Source organism: uncultured Tateyamaria sp., assembly GCF_947503045.1.
Classification (GTDB): domain Bacteria; phylum Pseudomonadota; class Alphaproteobacteria; order Rhodobacterales; family Rhodobacteraceae; genus Tateyamaria.
Genome location: NZ_CANNCF010000002.1, coordinates 423,648 through 438,967 on the forward strand (window position 1 = coordinate 423,648; position 15,320 = coordinate 438,967).

Genomic DNA, 15,320 nt, shown 5'->3' on the forward strand with positions numbered 1-15,320 from the left:
CGCAAAATCGTGCCCGAGCCAAGAAAACATAGTGGTTCAGCCTAGGCAAACCGCGGACTATGACGCAAGGACCCTGTGGGCCGCCCAAAACCATGCGCAGAATTCAGCCGAAAGTTCCGACGCAAATTCATGGATTTAGCACCAAACCCGGGTCAACGGACCAACTGCAGAAATTGGCTTTGACACAAAGGTCGACGCCAATGCGCGTCTGGCGATAGACAAACCGACCCCGCGTCGGATACGCCGGTGCCAGACCACAGTCCAAAACGATGGAGCCCGACATGGCCACAGAAGGCAATGCCGCACACAGCGTCCCAAGCTGGTTTGTCCCACCCGGAGAAGGCGACAGCCTCGCATGGGTGGCCCTGATCCTGCTGGCGCTCGCGCTTTACGGGCTGGTCACGCTTTATGCCGCCTTCGACCGCTGGGCCGAACACCAGTCTGCGGGCACGCCATTGGCCAAGACCATCCCGACCCTGCTGACCATCGCGCTGCTCTATGAAATCTTCCCGCTTGGGCACTTCAACATTCTGCTGCCGATTGCTGCGATCCTGATCGCGCTTATGGCCGACTGGTCGCGCTTCCATCTCAACCGGTCCACGCCCGACGCTGCACCCAAAGATGGCGAGGCCCGCGATGTTTGAGCTGCTCCTGACCTCTTTCCCGGTCGTCATCCGCTATTTCCAACTGAAACGCCGGGGTGAGGCGATGACCGTCTGGAACATGCGCAGCGCCGTGTTCATGTGGGCTGGTCTGGCCTTTGCCCTGTTCCTGACCATCTTCTACTTCCACCCCAAAAGCTATTCGGGCCTGATCCCGTTCCGGACCGTGTCGGTTGTGGCCCAGACCAGCGGCCCTGTGACATCCGTCAACGTGCTGAACGGCCAGCGCGTGGCCGCGGGCGATCTGCTGTTCGAGATCGAGGACAGCTCGCAGCAAGCCGCCCTGTCGCAAGCGCAGGCACAGCTGACCAGTGTCGATGCCTCGCAAAACATGGCCCGCGACCAGCTTGTAGTGGCCGAGGCAGGCGTCGCGCAGGCGCAGGCCGAAGTGGACAAGCTGACGGTTGATCTCGAAAACGCCCAGACCCTGCTGGAGCGCAATGTGGGGCGCGCAGACGACGTGCGCGCAACCGAGGCGGCGCTGACTTCGGCCAATGCGAACCTCACCGCAGCGCAAGCCCAGGTCGATCTGGCCCGCCTGACGCTAGAAGAATCGATCCCCGCCCAGCGCAGCGCCGCCACGGCCGCCCTCGAAGGGGCCGAGGCCAATCTGGCCAAGACCAAGGTGCGCGCCTTTACAGACGGCACCGTGACCCAACTGGCGATGGGCGTTGGCAGCCCCGCCTCGCAACTGATCCTCAGCCCGGCCATGGTCATCATTCCCGACCGCGACGCCGACCATCCCGTGCGGATCACCGCAGGCTTTTCCCAAGTGGCGCGCGCCACGCTTTACGATGGCATGCCCGCCGAGGTCGCCTGTGACACCAACGTCAACCTGTCCTTCCGCAACGCGATCCTGCCCGCGCGCATCGCCGTGATCCAACCGGCCATCGCCACCGGACAGGTTGTACCCGGCGGCACCTTGCGCGAACCCAATAACGGGCTCGTGCGCGGCTCGATCCTTGTCTATCTCGAATTGCTGCACCCCGAACACGAGGCCATCGTGCTCAACGGCAGCGGCTGCCTTGTGCAGACCTACACCAACAACCTGTCGGGCTTTTTCGGGCACGTCATCGCCGCCACGGGTATCGTCAAGGCCGCAGGGCTCAGGCTCAAGGTCTGGGGCTCGCTGGTCTCGGGTGTCGGTCTGGCCGGGGGTGGCGGGCACTGATTAACCCCCCCCTGCCACCGGCAAGGGGGATGCCATCAAACCGTCAGGGGCAGGGCCGACCTACCAGGTGGCTTTTTCAGCGGCGACCGCCTTGCGGCAGTCCTTCACGGTCGTCACAACGGTGTCCATGGCCGTGTTCGCCCGGCCCAACGCATCAGCGGCCTTGGTACGATTGGGCGACACTTTCTTCTTCCCAAGCGCCATCAGCTTGGTGTCCAGATCAGCGCACTCCTTGGCCAGTTTTTCCGCCGCTGCCGGGTCTTTCAGCAGCTTGGCTTTGAACTCTTTTTGCTTGGCAATCACGCTATCGCCCATTTTGGCGATCTCGGCCATCGCAGTCTCATTGGCCTTGATGAACGCGATGGCTGCCTTGATTTCCTTGCTGGCATCCGCGGCCGCCGCAGACAGTGCTTTTTCGGTTTTGTGGACGATGGACAGGATGTCGTAATTGTCCTTCCAGTCGACCTTCATCTTGGCAATAAACTTGTCGTAATCCTTCGTGGTCATTTCCGGCAACGGCTTGCCATATTTCAGCCCCGCCATCGTAATCGGCCCGATCTGACCATCTGGTTTCAGCTTCAGTTTTTTCTGTATTTTCCGGGCGGCAGCTTCGGTGATGGGTCCGAAAATCCCGTCTTCCTTGATCTTTGCTCCGTTCTTATTGAGCAGTTTCTGGGCTTCCTTGGTGTCGTTCCCCTTGGCGCCCTTCTTCAAAATAGCCATCGAATCAATCCTTCCCATAAAGGGCCGATCCTAACATGATAGTTGGATTTCGTCGCGGGCGGCCCCCGCGTACCACTTTGACGCGAAACGGAAATCACTGGTCGCGCCAGACAAAAGGGGACCGTCGCTAGACCGTCTCACCCCGCCCCATCCGCTCCAGAAACGCCTCGGCCTCCGCCAGCACGGTTGCCCGTTTTTCGTCATCCATCCGGTCCCAAGTGCGATACATATTGCCCATGCGCGCATTGTTCGAAAACCGATCCCGATGCCGGTCCAGAAAGTGCCAATAAAGCAGGTTGAACGGGCACGCCCCCTCCCCCGTCTTGACGCTGACCCTGTAATGGCACCCCTTGCAGTAATCCGACATCCGGTTGATGTAAGCCCCTGAAGAGACGTAAGGTTTCGACGCAATCACGCCCCCGTCGGCAAATTGCGACATGCCCACGACATTGGGCGCCTCAACCCACTCAAACGCATCGGCATAGACGGCCAGATACCACTCCGACACTTCGGCCGGGTTCAGCCCCGCCAGCAGGGCAAAGTTCCCCGTCACCATCAGCCGCTGGATATGGTGGGCGTAGGCCAGCTCCCCCGTCTGCGCCACAGCCTTGGACACACAACGCATCCGCGTCTCCGCCCCCCAAAAGAAATCCGGCAGTTTCCGCTGATGGTTCAACCCGTTACGCGTCGCATAGTCCGGCCCTTCGTGGAAATAGATGCCCCGCACATATTCACGCCAGCCGATGACCTGCCGGATGAATCCCTCGGCTGCATTGATCGGCACATCGCCCGCCTTCCATGCATCCTCGACCGCGCGACACACCTCCATCGGATCAAGCAACCCGATGTTCAGATAGGGCGAGACCAGCGCGTGATAGAGGAACTGATTGTCCGCCAGCATCGCATCCTGATAATCGCCGAACCGCGCCAAACCATGGCGCACAAAATGCGCCAGCGCCCGCCGCGCCTGCCCCTGATCCGTGGCAAACCAGAACGGGCGCAAGTCGCCAAAATGGGTGCCAAACCGGGCCTCAACCAGTTCCAGCACCTCTTCGACCACCGCGTCCGGCGTGAACTGCATCGGTCCGGAAAAATCGACCTCATCCGGGGCCGGTTTGCGGTTGTCATGGTCATAATTCCACTTGCCGCCCGCAGGCTGATCCCCCTCCATCAGCAACCCCGTCTTGCGGCGCATCTCGCGATAGAAATACTCCATCCGCAACGCCTTGCGCCCCTCCGCCCATGCCTCGAATTCGGCGTGCGAGGCGATAAACCGGTCATCCTCGCGCATCTCGACGTCCAGCGGACAGTCCTCCAGCGCCGCGATCAGACGGAACTCGCCGGGGCGCGTCGCGACCATCTGTGCCGTTTCAAACTGATCCGCGCGGCGCAGCAACTCCCCGGCAATGGACTGCGTGTTTTCCGTGTCATCCAGTTCCGAATAGGCCACCTGCCACCCCGCCTCTCGCAGGCGCGCGGCAAACTTGCGCATTGCGGCCAGCACCAGCGCGATTTTCTTGGGGTGGTGGGGCACATAAGACCCCTCCTCACCCACCTCGGCCATGACGATGACATCCGCGTCCTTGTCGGCCTCGCGCAAGGCGGCGATGTCCTCGCTCAACTGATCGCCAAGGATCAGGATCAGGCGGCCTACCATGGCACTTCGGCCCCCGAATAGTCGAAAAACCCACCCGTCTGCGCAGGGGTCAAACCATCCATCACACCGATCAAATTGCGCGCCGCGTCCTCCGGCGCCACCGCAGGATGACGGCCCAGATACTTCTCGGTAAAGGGTGTGGCCACAGTGCCCGGATGCAACGCCACCACCGCGGCCTGTGCATGGCTGCGCGCCAGCTCAATCGCGGATGTATGAACGATCTGGTTCACCGCCGCCTTGGCACTGCGGTAGCTGATCCACCCGCCGATGCGATTGTCGCCAATCGACCCGACCCGCGCCGACAACACCGCCATCACCGCAGTACGATCACGGGGCAACAGATCATGGGCATAGGACAACACCAGCGCAGGCCCAATGGCATTGAGCGCAAACTGATCCGCCATCGCCTCAGGGTCCAGGCCCCTGATCGTCTTCTCCGGCACCGCCCCGGCAATCTCCAGCGCACCAGTGGCCACCACTACCCGGTCATAAGGGCCCCGCCCCAACAGATGGGTCGCCACCGACCCTGCATCAGTCACATCAAACCCATCAACCGAACGCGACAGGCGCTCCACCGCTGCCCCACGCGCCTCAAACCCGGCCGCCAGAGCCGACCCGATCCCGCCCGAGGCGCCAATAATCAAAACCCGTTCCATCCCCTGCGAGGTAGACGGCAAATCCGATCCATCAACTTCACTTGGCAAAATAAACTCCCGCCGGAGGCACCCGCACGTGCCACCCGCCCGTGGTCCGCAAATCCAGACTTCCCATTTGCCAAAGGCGCGGTATAACTACGGCCATGACATGCGCCACACATATCCCAACCGCACGCCCCACCGGCGCGCTTGGCCGTGGCCTCCTGCTCCTAATCCGCCTCTGAGCGCAGCCGGTTGGCGCGCCCGCTCAGAGGATAGCCCGCGCGCCAAAAGGCTTCAGGAACAGAATTCAAAAGAGAACCCAAAATGACCGATACTGACAAAACCCAGGACCGTGTTGTCATCTTCGACACCACGCTGCGCGACGGCGAACAATCCCCGGGCGCGACGATGACCCATGCTGAAAAGCTCGAAATCGCAGCCCTGCTCGACGACATGGGCGTCGACATCATCGAGGCCGGATTTCCCATCGCCTCCGAAGGGGACTTCAACGCCGTCAGCGAAATCGCAAAGAACGCCAAAACCTCCGTCATCTGCGGACTGGCGCGCGCGCAACTGGGCGATATCGACCGCTGCTGGGAGGCGGTGAAACACGCAGAACGGCCCCGCATCCACACCTTCATCGGCACCTCGCCACTGCACCGCGCCATCCCGAACTTGACCAAGGACGAAATGGCCGAACGGATCGAACAGACGGTGACCCATGCGCGCAACCTCTGCGACAACGTGCAATGGTCGCCGATGGATGCGACGCGCACGGAACTCGACTACCTCTACCGCGTGGTTGAAATCGCCATCAAATCGGGCGCAACCACCATCAACATCCCCGACACGGTGGGCTACACCGCCCCACGCGAAAGCGCGGATCTGATCGCCAAGCTGATCGAAAACGTGCCCGGCGCGGATGAGGTCATCTTTGCCACCCATTGCCACAACGACCTTGGCATGGCGACGGCGAACAGCCTCGCGGCGGTCGAGGCAGGCGCACGCCAGATCGAATGCACAATCAACGGTCTGGGCGAACGCGCAGGCAACACCGCGCTCGAAGAGGTCGTGATGGCCCTCAAGGTGCGCAACGACATCATGCCGTTCCGCACCGGCATCGATAGCACCAAGATCATGAACATCTCGCGCCGCGTGGCGACGGTTTCGGGTTTCCCGGTGCAATTCAACAAGGCCATCGTGGGCAAGAACGCCTTTGCCCATGAATCCGGCATCCACCAGGACGGCATGCTGAAAAACGCCGAAACCTTCGAGATCATGCGCCCCGAAGATGTCGGCCTGACCGAGACCAACATCGTCATGGGCAAGCACTCGGGCCGGGCCGCCCTGCGCTCCAAGCTCGAGGATCTGGGATATGAGCTGGGCGATAACCAGCTCAAGGACGTGTTTGTCCGTTTCAAGGCGCTGGCCGACCGCAAAAAGGAAATCTACGAGGATGACCTGATCGCGCTGATGCGCACCGCCACGGACGCCGAGGAAGACCGGATCAAGCTCACCTCCATGCACGTCATCTGCGGCACCGAAGAACCCAACCGCGCGCGCATGACGCTGGATATCGACGGGCAAAGCCACAGCACCGAACAGACCGGTGACGGCCCCGTGGATGCGTCCTTCAACTGCATCAAGGCACTGGTCGAACACACCGCCCGCTTGCAGCTTTATCAGGTGCATGCGGTGACCGAAGGGACGGATGCGCAGGCCACAGTCTCCGTGCGGATGGAGGAAGACGGGCGCATCGTCACAGGCCAGTCCGCAGACACGGACACGGTCGTGGCCAGCACGCGCGCATATGTCCACGCCCTCAACCGCCTGCTGGTGCGGCGCGAAAAGACCGGCAGCGACAAGCGCGAGGTCAGCTACAAGGACGTCAGCTGAGCACGGGCGGGCGACACGCCCGCCTTACACCAACCGATCCCCGTAAGGCGGACGTGTCGTCCGCCCGTGTTCGGTGTATACGAACGCCATGCAATACCACCAAGACGGTTTCCGCCCCGGCGACCCTGCCCTCAAACCCGCCGCAGATCGCGACATCCCGCCGGACAGTTGCGATATCCTGATCGTCGGCACCGGGCCCGCTGGCCTGACCCTCGCCGCCTACCTCGCGCAATTCCCCCACATCCGCACGCGGATCGTCGAACAGCGCGACGGACCGCTGATCGTGGGTCAGGCCGACGGCATCGCATGCCGCACGATGGAGATGTTCGCCGCCTTCGGCTTTGCCCATCAGGTTCTTCACGAGGCCTACCACGTCAACGAAACGACCTTCTGGCGGCCCGCCCCGCAGCACCCCGACCACATCGCCCGCGCAGACCGGATCAAGGACGTCGAGGATGGGCTCTCGGACATGCCCCACGTGATCCTCAGCCAGGCGCGGGTGCAGGATTTCTACCTCGATCTCATGCGCAAATCGGCGACACGGCTGGAACCGGACTACGACACCCGCATGATCGACCTGACGGTGCCAGAGGGACCGGACGCACCCGTGTCGGTCACGCTCGAAACAAACGGCACGCGCGAGACCATCAGCGCCCGCTTCGTGGTCGGCTGCGACGGCGCCCGCAGCCAAGTGCGCCGCGCACTCGGGGTGCAACTGCGCGGCGAGGCGGCCAATGCGGCATGGGGGGTGATGGACGTGCTTGCGGTCACCGACTTCCCCGACATCCGCTTCAAATGCGCAATCCAGTCCAGCACCGAGGGCAGCCTACTGATCATCCCGCGCGAAGGCGGGCACATGGTCCGGCTCTACATCGAACTGGACAAGCTCAACCCGGACGAGCGCGTCGCCGACCGCGACATCACCCCCGACCGCGTGATCAGCGCCGCACAGCGCATCCTTCATCCCTACCACCTCGATGTGAAAGAGGTCGCATGGTGGTCCGTCTACGAAATCTGCCAGCGGATCAGCGACAGCTTCAGCGACGTGCCCATGAACAGCCCCCAAGCCCCGCGCGTCTTTATCGCCGGGGATGCGTGCCACACCCACAGCCCCAAGGCGGGGCAAGGCATGAACGTGTCGATGGCCGATGCGTTCAATCTGGGCTGGAAACTGCAATCCGTGATCGAAGGGCGGGCGGGCCCGGCCCTGCTGCACAGCTATAGCGCCGAACGGCGCGCCATCGCGCAGGAACTCATCGATTTTGACAAGGCCTTTGCCGCGATGTTCGCCTCTGGCGCGGGCCGCGACGGGGCCGACTTCCAACGCTATTTCCAGAAACACGGGCGCTACACCGCCGGGGTCGAAACCCGCTATGCCCCCTCGCTCATCTGCGGCCCCACCGGCGACCAACACCGCGCCACCGGGTTCGAGATCGGCACGCGCTTTCACTCCGCCCCGGTGATCCGCTGGGCGGACGCATATCGGATCGAGCTTGGCCACACGATCACCGCCGACGGGCGATGGCGGGTGATGACTTTTGCCGGACGGGACCCGGCGCTGGCAATAGCGCTGGCAGAACACCTGGCCGATGACCCCGCCGCACAGCGCGCACAACTCGACCTGCGCCTGATCGTGCAAAGCGCACATCGCGACACGACCTTTGATCCGACACACACCGCCCTCTTCCCCGCAACCGGGCGCCTTGGCCTGCGCGACAAGGAAAAGCTGTTCTGCCCGGACCCCACCACAGACATCTTCGATCTGCGGGGGATCGACCGGGACGCAGGCGCGCTCGTGCTGGTGCGACCCGACCAATATGTGGCACATGTGCTGCCACTGACGGCCCGGGATACCCTGACCGGTTTCCTCGAAACGGCGCTTGGCTAGGCGCGCGCACAGACAAAAACCAACGGCTTGACGGATTATTCGAGGCTGCTAACGTCCCGCCACGTAATTTTATCACCACAGGTTAGGTATATGAAATATATTGCAATTTCCGCACTCATCGCAGTGCTCGGCGCCTCTGCGGCCACCGCCAACACAATCACCGTTCTGGAATCCAATGCACCAGGCGGCAACTACGCCAACGCCTTGGGCGCAACCGGCAACAACCTTGGCGCAGCGCCGTCCGGCACCACCGCGTCCAACGTGATCGGCACACTCTCCTGCCGCGCCGCCAGCTTTTGCGTCGGCGGACGGGCCGACCCGATTGATGCGTTCTATTTCGAGGTGAGCGCCAATCAGCAGATCACTGAACTGTCGATTTCCGGCATTCTGACAGGCACGCAAGCGCTGCAATTCATCATCAACGATGTGACAACGTCCACGGTGAGCAACCTGTTCACCGGCACAATTGCGCCATCAGGCGCGCTGCAGATTCTGTCGACCGCTGGCACACCCATCGGGCCGGGCACCTACAATGTCGGTCTGGGCTTTTTCGGCGACCTGCAGACCGTGAATGACTTCAGCTATGCCTACACGATCAGCTCGACCATTGTCGAAACCAGCCCCGTCCCCCTGCCCGCCGGGCTGCCGCTGCTTCTGGCCGGTCTCGGTGCTTTTGGCCTGATGCGGCGCAAACGGGCCTGATCCCGGCGCAGATAAAAGCACAGCCAAGGTGGGCAGATTGCCCACCCTACACCATCTTCACCGTGGATCGCGCCCCCAACCAAACCCCGTAGGGTGGGCAATCTGCCCACCACGCCTCCGCCCCCCGAGGATCGGCGCGATGGCGCTTGTTTACGGGCGATTCCGGCCTTTCACCTGCCGATCCGCATCCCTATAAGACAGCAGTTACATGCGTTCCCGAGTCGGGGCGCCAATAATGCATTCGAGGTGCGCAGCAGATGTCGATATTCGGAAATCTTGGTGGATTGTTTTCGTCGGATATGGCGATCGACCTCGGCACTGCGAACACGCTGGTCTACGTCAAGGGCAAGGGCGTCGTGCTGTCCGAACCCTCAGTGGTCGCCTATCACATCAAGGACGGCGTGAAAAAAGTGCTGGCCGTGGGCGAAGATGCCAAGTTGATGCTGGGCCGCACGCCCGGCTCGATCGAGGCGATCCGGCCCATGCGCGAAGGCGTCATCGCCGACTTCGACACCGCCGAAGAGATGATCAAGCACTTCATCCGCAAGGTCCACAAACGCTCGACGTTCTCGAAACCCAAGATCATCGTCTGCGTGCCCCACGGTGCGACACCGGTCGAAAAACGCGCCATCCGCCAGTCGGTTCTGTCCGCAGGCGCACGCCGCGCGGGTCTGATTGCCGAACCCATCGCGGCGGCCATCGGCGCGGGCATGCCCATCACCGACCCCACCGGCAATATGGTTGTGGATATCGGCGGCGGGACGACCGAAGTGGCCGTTCTGTCCCTTGGTGACATTGTCTACGCCCGGTCCGTAAGGGTCGGCGGCGACCGCATGGACGAGGCGATCATCTCTTATCTGCGCCGCCAGCAGAACCTTTTGGTCGGCGAAACAACGGCTGAACGGATCAAGACCTCCATCGGCACCGCGCGCATGCCCGATGACGGGCGCGGCACTTCGATGCAGATCCGCGGGCGCGACCTGCTCAATGGTGTGCCTAAGGAAATCGAAGTCACGCAGGCCCAGATTGCCGAGGCGCTGGCCGAACCCGTGCAGCAAATCTGCGAGGCGGTGATGACGGCCCTTGAAACGACGCCCCCCGACCTTGCGGCAGACATCGTGGATCGCGGTGTGATGCTGACAGGTGGCGGCGCGCTCTTGGGTGATCTCGACCTTGCGCTGCGCGAACAAACCGGTCTGGCCGTGTCCATCGCGGATGAAAGCCTGAACTGCGTGGCCCTCGGCACCGGCAAGGCACTGGAATACGAAACCCAGCTGCGCCACGCCATCGATTATGACAGCTAGGGCGCGTTAAGACTCTGCTAACTACGTAAGTATTTGAAATTATTGTGATTGCGAAATGTCCCAGCGTGGGACACCAGGTCACTTGCCATGGATCGGCAAATATCAGACCATCGCGTCAACCTGCCCCAACTGAGGTGAGCAATCTTGGCCAAGGACAGCACAAATGTCGACTATACCGGCCCGCTGCGGCGGCTGGTTCTGGCTGTGCTGGTCCTGCTCCTGACGGGCACCTTCCTGCTCTGGCGGATCGACAGCCCGAGGGTCGAGAGATTCCGCGCGCAGGTCACCGATCAGATCGTGCCGAACCTCGACTGGGCGATGGCCCCGATCACCGGCACCATCAATCTCGCGCGCGATTTCCAAAGCTACCGCCGCATCGTCGAGCAGAACTCGGAACTCCGCCGCGAGCTCCGCCAGATGCAAAGCTGGAAAGAAGCTGCTCTGCAGCTCGAACAGGAAAACGCGCGCCTGCTCGACCTCAACAACGTCCGCCTCGACCCGCGCCTGACCTACATCACCGGCGTGGTGCTGGCTGATTCAGGCTCCCCCTTCCGCCAGTCCGTGCTGCTGAATGTGGGCGCGCGCGACGGCATCGTCGAAGGCTGGGCCACCATGGACGGCATCGGTCTTGTCGGTCGGATTTCGGGCGTGGCGCAGAACACGTCCCGCGTCATCATGGTCACTGACGCCTCCAGTCGGATACCGGCCGTCATCCAGCCCTCAGGCCAGCGCGCCATCGTGGCAGGCGACAACTCCGCCGCGCCGCCCATCGACTTCCTGGAAAACCCCGACCTCGTGCGCCCCGGCGACCGGGTTGTGACCAGCGGCGATGGCGGCGTCTTTCCCGCCGGTCTGCTGCTTGGACAAGTCGCCGCCGACCCGGGCGGACGGCTGCGCGTGCGCCTCGCGGCGGACTACGAACGGCTCGAATTCCTGCGCGTACTGCGCCATTACGGGAACGAGCCCGTTTCGGACACCACCGACGTGCTGGGCGGTCAGGACGGCGCGGAACAACCGCCCGAGCTGACCGAGGTGACGGAATGAACGAACAGGTCTCTTCCCGGCTCTGGACCATGCGGCTGGCCTTTGGTCTGTTGGTCCTGGGTATCGTGTTTCTGCACCTGTTGCCGCTCCAAACCGGTGCAGGTGGTCTGATCTGGCCCAACTTTGTCCTCTGTTTCGCGCTGGCATGGTCGGTGCGACGCCCCGAATTTGTCCCCGCCACGCTGTTGGCGGGTATGTTCCTGTTGTCCGATTTGCTGCTGCAGCGCCCGCCAGGCCTTTGGGCTGTGCTGGCGCTGATCGCCTGCGAGCAGATGAAGGCACAATCACGCGCGCTGCGGGACGCCTCGATCGCAAGTGAGTTCGTGTCGGTGGCGATATGGATCGTCGGCGTGGGCATTGCCTATCAACTCATCCTCGCCGTGCTGCTGGTCGAAGGGACGCCGCTTGGCCCGGCGCTCATCCAGATCGCAGTGACTGTGCTGGCCTATCCGCTGGTGGTGGCCATCACACATGGGCCGTTGGGCGTGCGCAAGGCTGCCCCGAACGAGCTGGGCGGCAGGGGGATCGGGTAATGAAACGTCCCCGCATAGATGCAGAGGCGAACCATCGCCTGATCACCCGCCGCGCGGCCATTCTGGGCGGTGTGCAACTCGCCTTCGTCGGTGCCCTTGGCGCACGGATGCAGTTCCTGCAGGTCGATCAGGCCGACCAGTTCCGCCTGCTGGCCGAAGAAAACCGGATCAACATCCGCATCATTCCCCCCGCGCGCGGCGAAGTCTTTGACCGCAATGGCGTCGCGTTGGCGCGCAATGTGCCGAGCTATCGCATCGTCGTGGTGCGCGAAGATGCAGGCGACGTCGCCGATGTGCTGAACCGTCTGGGCAAGGTCATCGACCTCGACCCAGAAGAGGTCGAACGTGCCATGGCCGAGATGAAACGCTCGGCCCCGTTCCTACCCATCACCGTGGCGGACGAGGTCGCGTGGGAGGATCTGAGCCGCGTGTCGGTCAACGCCCCCGCCCTGCCCGGTGTCACGCCCGAGGTGGGCCTGAGCCGCGTCTATCCGTTCGGGTCAGACTATGCCCACGTACTGGGCTACGTGGGCCCGGTCAGTGACTATGATCTTGAACGGCTCGACGATCCGGACCAGTTGCTGCGCATTCCGCGCTTTCAGATCGGCAAGGTCGGGGTCGAGGCCAAGGTCGAAGACACCTTGCGTGGCAAGGCCGGTGCGCGCCGCGTCGAAGTGAACGCCGCAGGCCGTGTGATGCGCGAACTGGACCGGCGCGAGGGAACCCCCGGCTCTGATCTGCAACTGACCATCGATTCCAAGCTGCAAAGCTACGTGCAGGCCCGCCTCAACGGCGAAAGCGCAAGCACCGTGGTGATGGATGCGACGACGGGCGACCTGCTCGCCATTTCCTCGGCGCCCACTTACGATCCCAACCTGTTTGTGCGCGGCATTTCCTCGCGGGACTATTCGGCGCTGACGGAAAACAAATACCGCCCGCTGGCCTCCAAAACCGTGCAGGGCATCTATCCGCCAGGATCGACCTTCAAGATGATCACCGCCATGGCCGCCCTCGAAGAAGGGCTGATTGGCCCCGACGACACCGTCTATTGCCCGGGTCATCTTGAGGTTTCAGGCCGTCGTTTCCACTGCTGGAAACGGGCGGGCCACGGCTGGGTCAACCTGCAGAACTCACTCAAGCAATCCTGCGACGTCTACTACTACGATCTCGCCGTAAAGGTCGGGATAGAAAAGATTTCGGCAATGGCCAACCGCTTTGGCCTTGGCATTCGGCACGATGTGCCGATGTCGGCCGTGGCACAGGGGCTGACCCCGACAAAGGCGTGGAAGACACGCACCCACGGGCAGGACTGGCGCGTGGGTGATACGGTCAACGCCTCGATCGGGCAGGGTTACATGCTGGCCTCGCCGCTGCAGCTAGCCGTGATGGCCTCGCGGCTGGCAAGCGGGAATGAGGTCAAGCCACGCCTGATCAAATCCGTCGACGGCATCGAACAGCCCGTCCTTGGTGGCGGCAGCCTTGGGCTGAATGAAAACAACTTGCGCAAAATGCGTCGCGCGATGTTTGACGTGGTCAATGATCGGCGCGGCACAGGTTATGGCAGCCGGATCATCGAGGACGGAATGCGCATGGCGGGCAAGACCGGCACCAGCCAGGTCCGCAACATCACCGCCGCCGAACGCGCGCGCGGCGTCACCCGCAACGAGGACCTGCCGTGGGAGCGGCGCGATCACGCGCTGTTCGTGAATTACGCGCCATACGACAATCCCAAATACGCCGTGGCGGTGGTGGTTGAGCATGGTGGTGGTGGGTCGCGCGCTGCCGCCCCCATCGCGCGCGATGTGACCCTGCAGGCGCTTTATGGCGGCGATCCCCCGCTTGAGGCCTATCCGACCAAGGACCGTGACCGCATCCGCAAACAGCAAAGCGATCTGCGCGCGATCCAGCCGCTGGCCAATATCAACGGCAAGGATCAGGCATGAGTTATCTTGAGTACAATGCCAAATACGTCCCTACCGGGCCGCGCAAGATCCTGTACCTGAACTGGCCGCTGGCCCTGTTGCTGGCGGCGGTGGCCGGGGTCGGTATTCTGATGCTTTATTCCGTGGCGGGTGGGTCGTTTACCCCCTGGGCCGAACCGCAGATGAAACGCTTTGCCGTTGGGTTTGTGCTGATGGTGATGGTGGCCATGGTGCCCGCTTGGTTCTGGCGCAATATGGCGTCGGTAGCCTATCTGGGCACGCTTTTGTTGCTGCTGGGTGTCGAGTTTTTTGGCTCGATCGGCATGGGCGCGCAGCGCTGGATCGACCTTGGATTCATTCGCCTGCAACCGTCCGAGTTGATGAAAGTGACGCTGGTGCTGGTGCTGGCCGCCTATTACGACTGGCTGCCCGCGGCGCGCAAATCGCGCCCCCTCTGGGTGATCTTGCCGGTGATCCTGATCCTGATTCCGACGGCTCTGGTGCTGCGCCAGCCCGACCTTGGCACCTCGATCCTGCTGATGGCTGCCGGTGGCGGGCTGATGTTTCTGGCCGGTGTGCACTGGGCCTATTTCGCTGCCGTCATTGCCGCCGGGGTTGGGCTGATCACTGCCGTTCTGCAATCGCGGGGCACCACCTGGCAGTTGCTGCAGGACTATCAGTTTCGCCGGATCGACACCTTTCTCGACCCCAGCTCTGATCCGCTGGGCGCGGGCTATCACATCACCCAATCCAAGATCGCGCTGGGGTCTGGCGGCTGGACGGGGCGAGGCTTTATGCAAGGCACGCAAAGCCGTTTGAACTTTCTGCCGGAAAAGCACACCGACTTCATCTTTACCACGCTGGCCGAGGAATTCGGGTTCATCGGGGCGTTCTCTTTGCTCACGCTATATGCGCTGATCATCCTTTTCTGTGTGGTCTCTGCGCTGGCGAACAAGGATCGGTTTTCATCCCTTCTGACGCTGGGGATCGCGCTCAACTTCTTCCTGTTCTTTGCGGTGAACATGTCGATGGTCATGGGGTTGGCCCCTGTTGTCGGTGTGCCCCTGCCGCTGGTCAGCTATGGCGGGTCGGCCATGCTGGTTCTGATGCTCGCCTTTGGTCTGGCCCAAAGCGCGCATGTCCACCGCCCCCGCTAAGGAAATGCCCATGGCCCTGTTCC

At 62.6% G+C, this 15,320-nt stretch carries 13 protein-coding genes; 10 read left to right on the forward strand and 3 right to left on the reverse strand.

The window, feature by feature from the left end:
• The first annotated feature begins 281 nt into the window (after positions 1–281).
• Together Q1A89_RS10520 and Q1A89_RS10525 are read left to right on the forward strand one after the other, a co-directional pair.
• Positions 282–644 (forward strand): hypothetical protein, encoded by a 363-nt coding sequence (locus tag Q1A89_RS10520; RefSeq protein ID WP_299727347.1) that lies wholly within the window; start codon positions 282–284, stop codon positions 642–644.
• Positions 637–1,833 carry a biotin/lipoyl-binding protein gene (locus Q1A89_RS10525; RefSeq protein WP_299727349.1) on the forward strand — a complete coding sequence of 399 codons (1,197 nt, stop codon included), beginning with the start codon at positions 637–639 and terminating at the stop codon, positions 1,831–1,833. The genes Q1A89_RS10520 and Q1A89_RS10525 overlap by 8 nt, the downstream gene beginning before the upstream one ends.
• Before the next feature lie 60 nt (positions 1,834–1,893).
• On the opposite strand, the gene Q1A89_RS10530 is transcribed toward Q1A89_RS10525, so the two are convergent.
• The 3 genes from Q1A89_RS10530 to Q1A89_RS10540 form a co-directional block, all read right to left on the reverse strand.
• The gene (locus Q1A89_RS10530; RefSeq protein ID WP_299727351.1) at positions 1,894–2,556 is read right to left on the reverse strand and encodes a peptidoglycan-binding domain-containing protein; all 663 of its coding nucleotides are present in this window, start codon (positions 2,554–2,556) and stop codon (positions 1,894–1,896) included.
• 127 nt (positions 2,557–2,683) lie between these two features.
• Complete coding sequence (locus tag Q1A89_RS10535) at positions 2,684–4,213, reverse strand: cryptochrome/photolyase family protein (RefSeq protein ID WP_299727353.1); 1,530 nt, start codon at positions 4,211–4,213, stop codon at positions 2,684–2,686.
• Positions 4,207–4,869, reverse strand: coding sequence for an SDR family NAD(P)-dependent oxidoreductase (locus Q1A89_RS10540; protein WP_299727355.1), 663 nt, complete (start codon positions 4,867–4,869; stop codon positions 4,207–4,209). The genes Q1A89_RS10535 and Q1A89_RS10540 overlap by 7 nt, the downstream gene beginning before the upstream one ends.
• A gap of 306 nt (positions 4,870–5,175) precedes the next feature.
• On the opposite strand from Q1A89_RS10540, the gene Q1A89_RS10545 reads away from it, so the two are divergent.
• From Q1A89_RS10545 to rodA, 8 genes are all read left to right on the forward strand, one after another.
• Positions 5,176–6,747: a 2-isopropylmalate synthase gene (locus Q1A89_RS10545; protein ID WP_299727357.1), complete on the forward strand. Its 1,572-nt coding sequence runs from the start codon at positions 5,176–5,178 to the stop codon at positions 6,745–6,747.
• A gap of 88 nt (positions 6,748–6,835) precedes the next feature.
• Positions 6,836–8,635 (forward strand): FAD-dependent monooxygenase, encoded by a 1,800-nt coding sequence (locus Q1A89_RS10550; protein WP_299727359.1) that lies wholly within the window; start codon positions 6,836–6,838, stop codon positions 8,633–8,635.
• Positions 8,636–8,725: 90 nt separating this feature from the next.
• The gene (locus tag Q1A89_RS10555; RefSeq protein ID WP_299727361.1) at positions 8,726–9,337 is read left to right on the forward strand and encodes a VPLPA-CTERM sorting domain-containing protein; all 612 of its coding nucleotides are present in this window, start codon (positions 8,726–8,728) and stop codon (positions 9,335–9,337) included.
• A gap of 257 nt (positions 9,338–9,594) precedes the next feature.
• The gene (locus tag Q1A89_RS10560) at positions 9,595–10,641 is read left to right on the forward strand and encodes a rod shape-determining protein (protein WP_299727363.1); all 1,047 of its coding nucleotides are present in this window, start codon (positions 9,595–9,597) and stop codon (positions 10,639–10,641) included.
• Between the two features lie 144 nt (positions 10,642–10,785).
• Positions 10,786–11,685 (forward strand): rod shape-determining protein MreC, encoded by a 900-nt coding sequence (gene mreC, locus Q1A89_RS10565; protein WP_299727365.1) that lies wholly within the window; start codon positions 10,786–10,788, stop codon positions 11,683–11,685.
• On the forward strand, positions 11,682–12,218 hold the full coding sequence (locus Q1A89_RS10570) for a rod shape-determining protein MreD (RefSeq protein ID WP_299727367.1): 537 nt from the start codon (positions 11,682–11,684) through the stop codon (positions 12,216–12,218). The genes mreC and Q1A89_RS10570 overlap by 4 nt, the downstream gene beginning before the upstream one ends.
• On the forward strand, positions 12,218–14,161 hold the full coding sequence (mrdA, locus tag Q1A89_RS10575) for a penicillin-binding protein 2 (RefSeq protein WP_299727369.1): 1,944 nt from the start codon (positions 12,218–12,220) through the stop codon (positions 14,159–14,161). The genes Q1A89_RS10570 and mrdA overlap by 1 nt, the downstream gene beginning before the upstream one ends.
• The gene (gene rodA, locus Q1A89_RS10580; protein ID WP_299727371.1) at positions 14,158–15,297 is read left to right on the forward strand and encodes a rod shape-determining protein RodA; all 1,140 of its coding nucleotides are present in this window, start codon (positions 14,158–14,160) and stop codon (positions 15,295–15,297) included. Before mrdA ends, rodA begins: the two co-directional genes overlap by 4 nt.
• Positions 15,298–15,320 lie beyond the last annotated feature (23 nt).

Bases quoted from the DNA above. Each gene is read 5' to 3' on its own strand.
- Q1A89_RS10570 (WP_299727367.1), top strand. From the start codon at position 11,682: ATGAACGAACAGGTCTCTTCCCGGCTCTGGACCATGCGGCTGGCCTTT.
- Q1A89_RS10535 (WP_299727353.1), bottom strand. From the start codon at position 4,213: ATGGTAGGCCGCCTGATCCTGATCCTTGGCGATCAGTTGAGCGAGGAC.
- Q1A89_RS10525 (WP_299727349.1), top strand. From the start codon at position 637: ATGTTTGAGCTGCTCCTGACCTCTTTCCCGGTCGTCATCCGCTATTTC.
- Q1A89_RS10555 (WP_299727361.1), top strand. From the start codon at position 8,726: ATGAAATATATTGCAATTTCCGCACTCATCGCAGTGCTCGGCGCCTCT.
- Q1A89_RS10560 (WP_299727363.1), top strand. From the start codon at position 9,595: ATGTCGATATTCGGAAATCTTGGTGGATTGTTTTCGTCGGATATGGCG.
- Q1A89_RS10540 (WP_299727355.1), bottom strand. From the start codon at position 4,869: ATGGAACGGGTTTTGATTATTGGCGCCTCGGGCGGGATCGGGTCGGCT.
- Q1A89_RS10550 (WP_299727359.1), top strand. From the start codon at position 6,836: ATGCAATACCACCAAGACGGTTTCCGCCCCGGCGACCCTGCCCTCAAA.
- mrdA (WP_299727369.1), top strand. From the start codon at position 12,218: ATGAAACGTCCCCGCATAGATGCAGAGGCGAACCATCGCCTGATCACC.
- Q1A89_RS10530 (WP_299727351.1), bottom strand. From the start codon at position 2,556: ATGGCTATTTTGAAGAAGGGCGCCAAGGGGAACGACACCAAGGAAGCC.
- Q1A89_RS10520 (WP_299727347.1), top strand. From the start codon at position 282: ATGGCCACAGAAGGCAATGCCGCACACAGCGTCCCAAGCTGGTTTGTC.
- Q1A89_RS10545 (WP_299727357.1), top strand. From the start codon at position 5,176: ATGACCGATACTGACAAAACCCAGGACCGTGTTGTCATCTTCGACACC.
- rodA (WP_299727371.1), top strand. From the start codon at position 14,158: ATGAGTTATCTTGAGTACAATGCCAAATACGTCCCTACCGGGCCGCGC.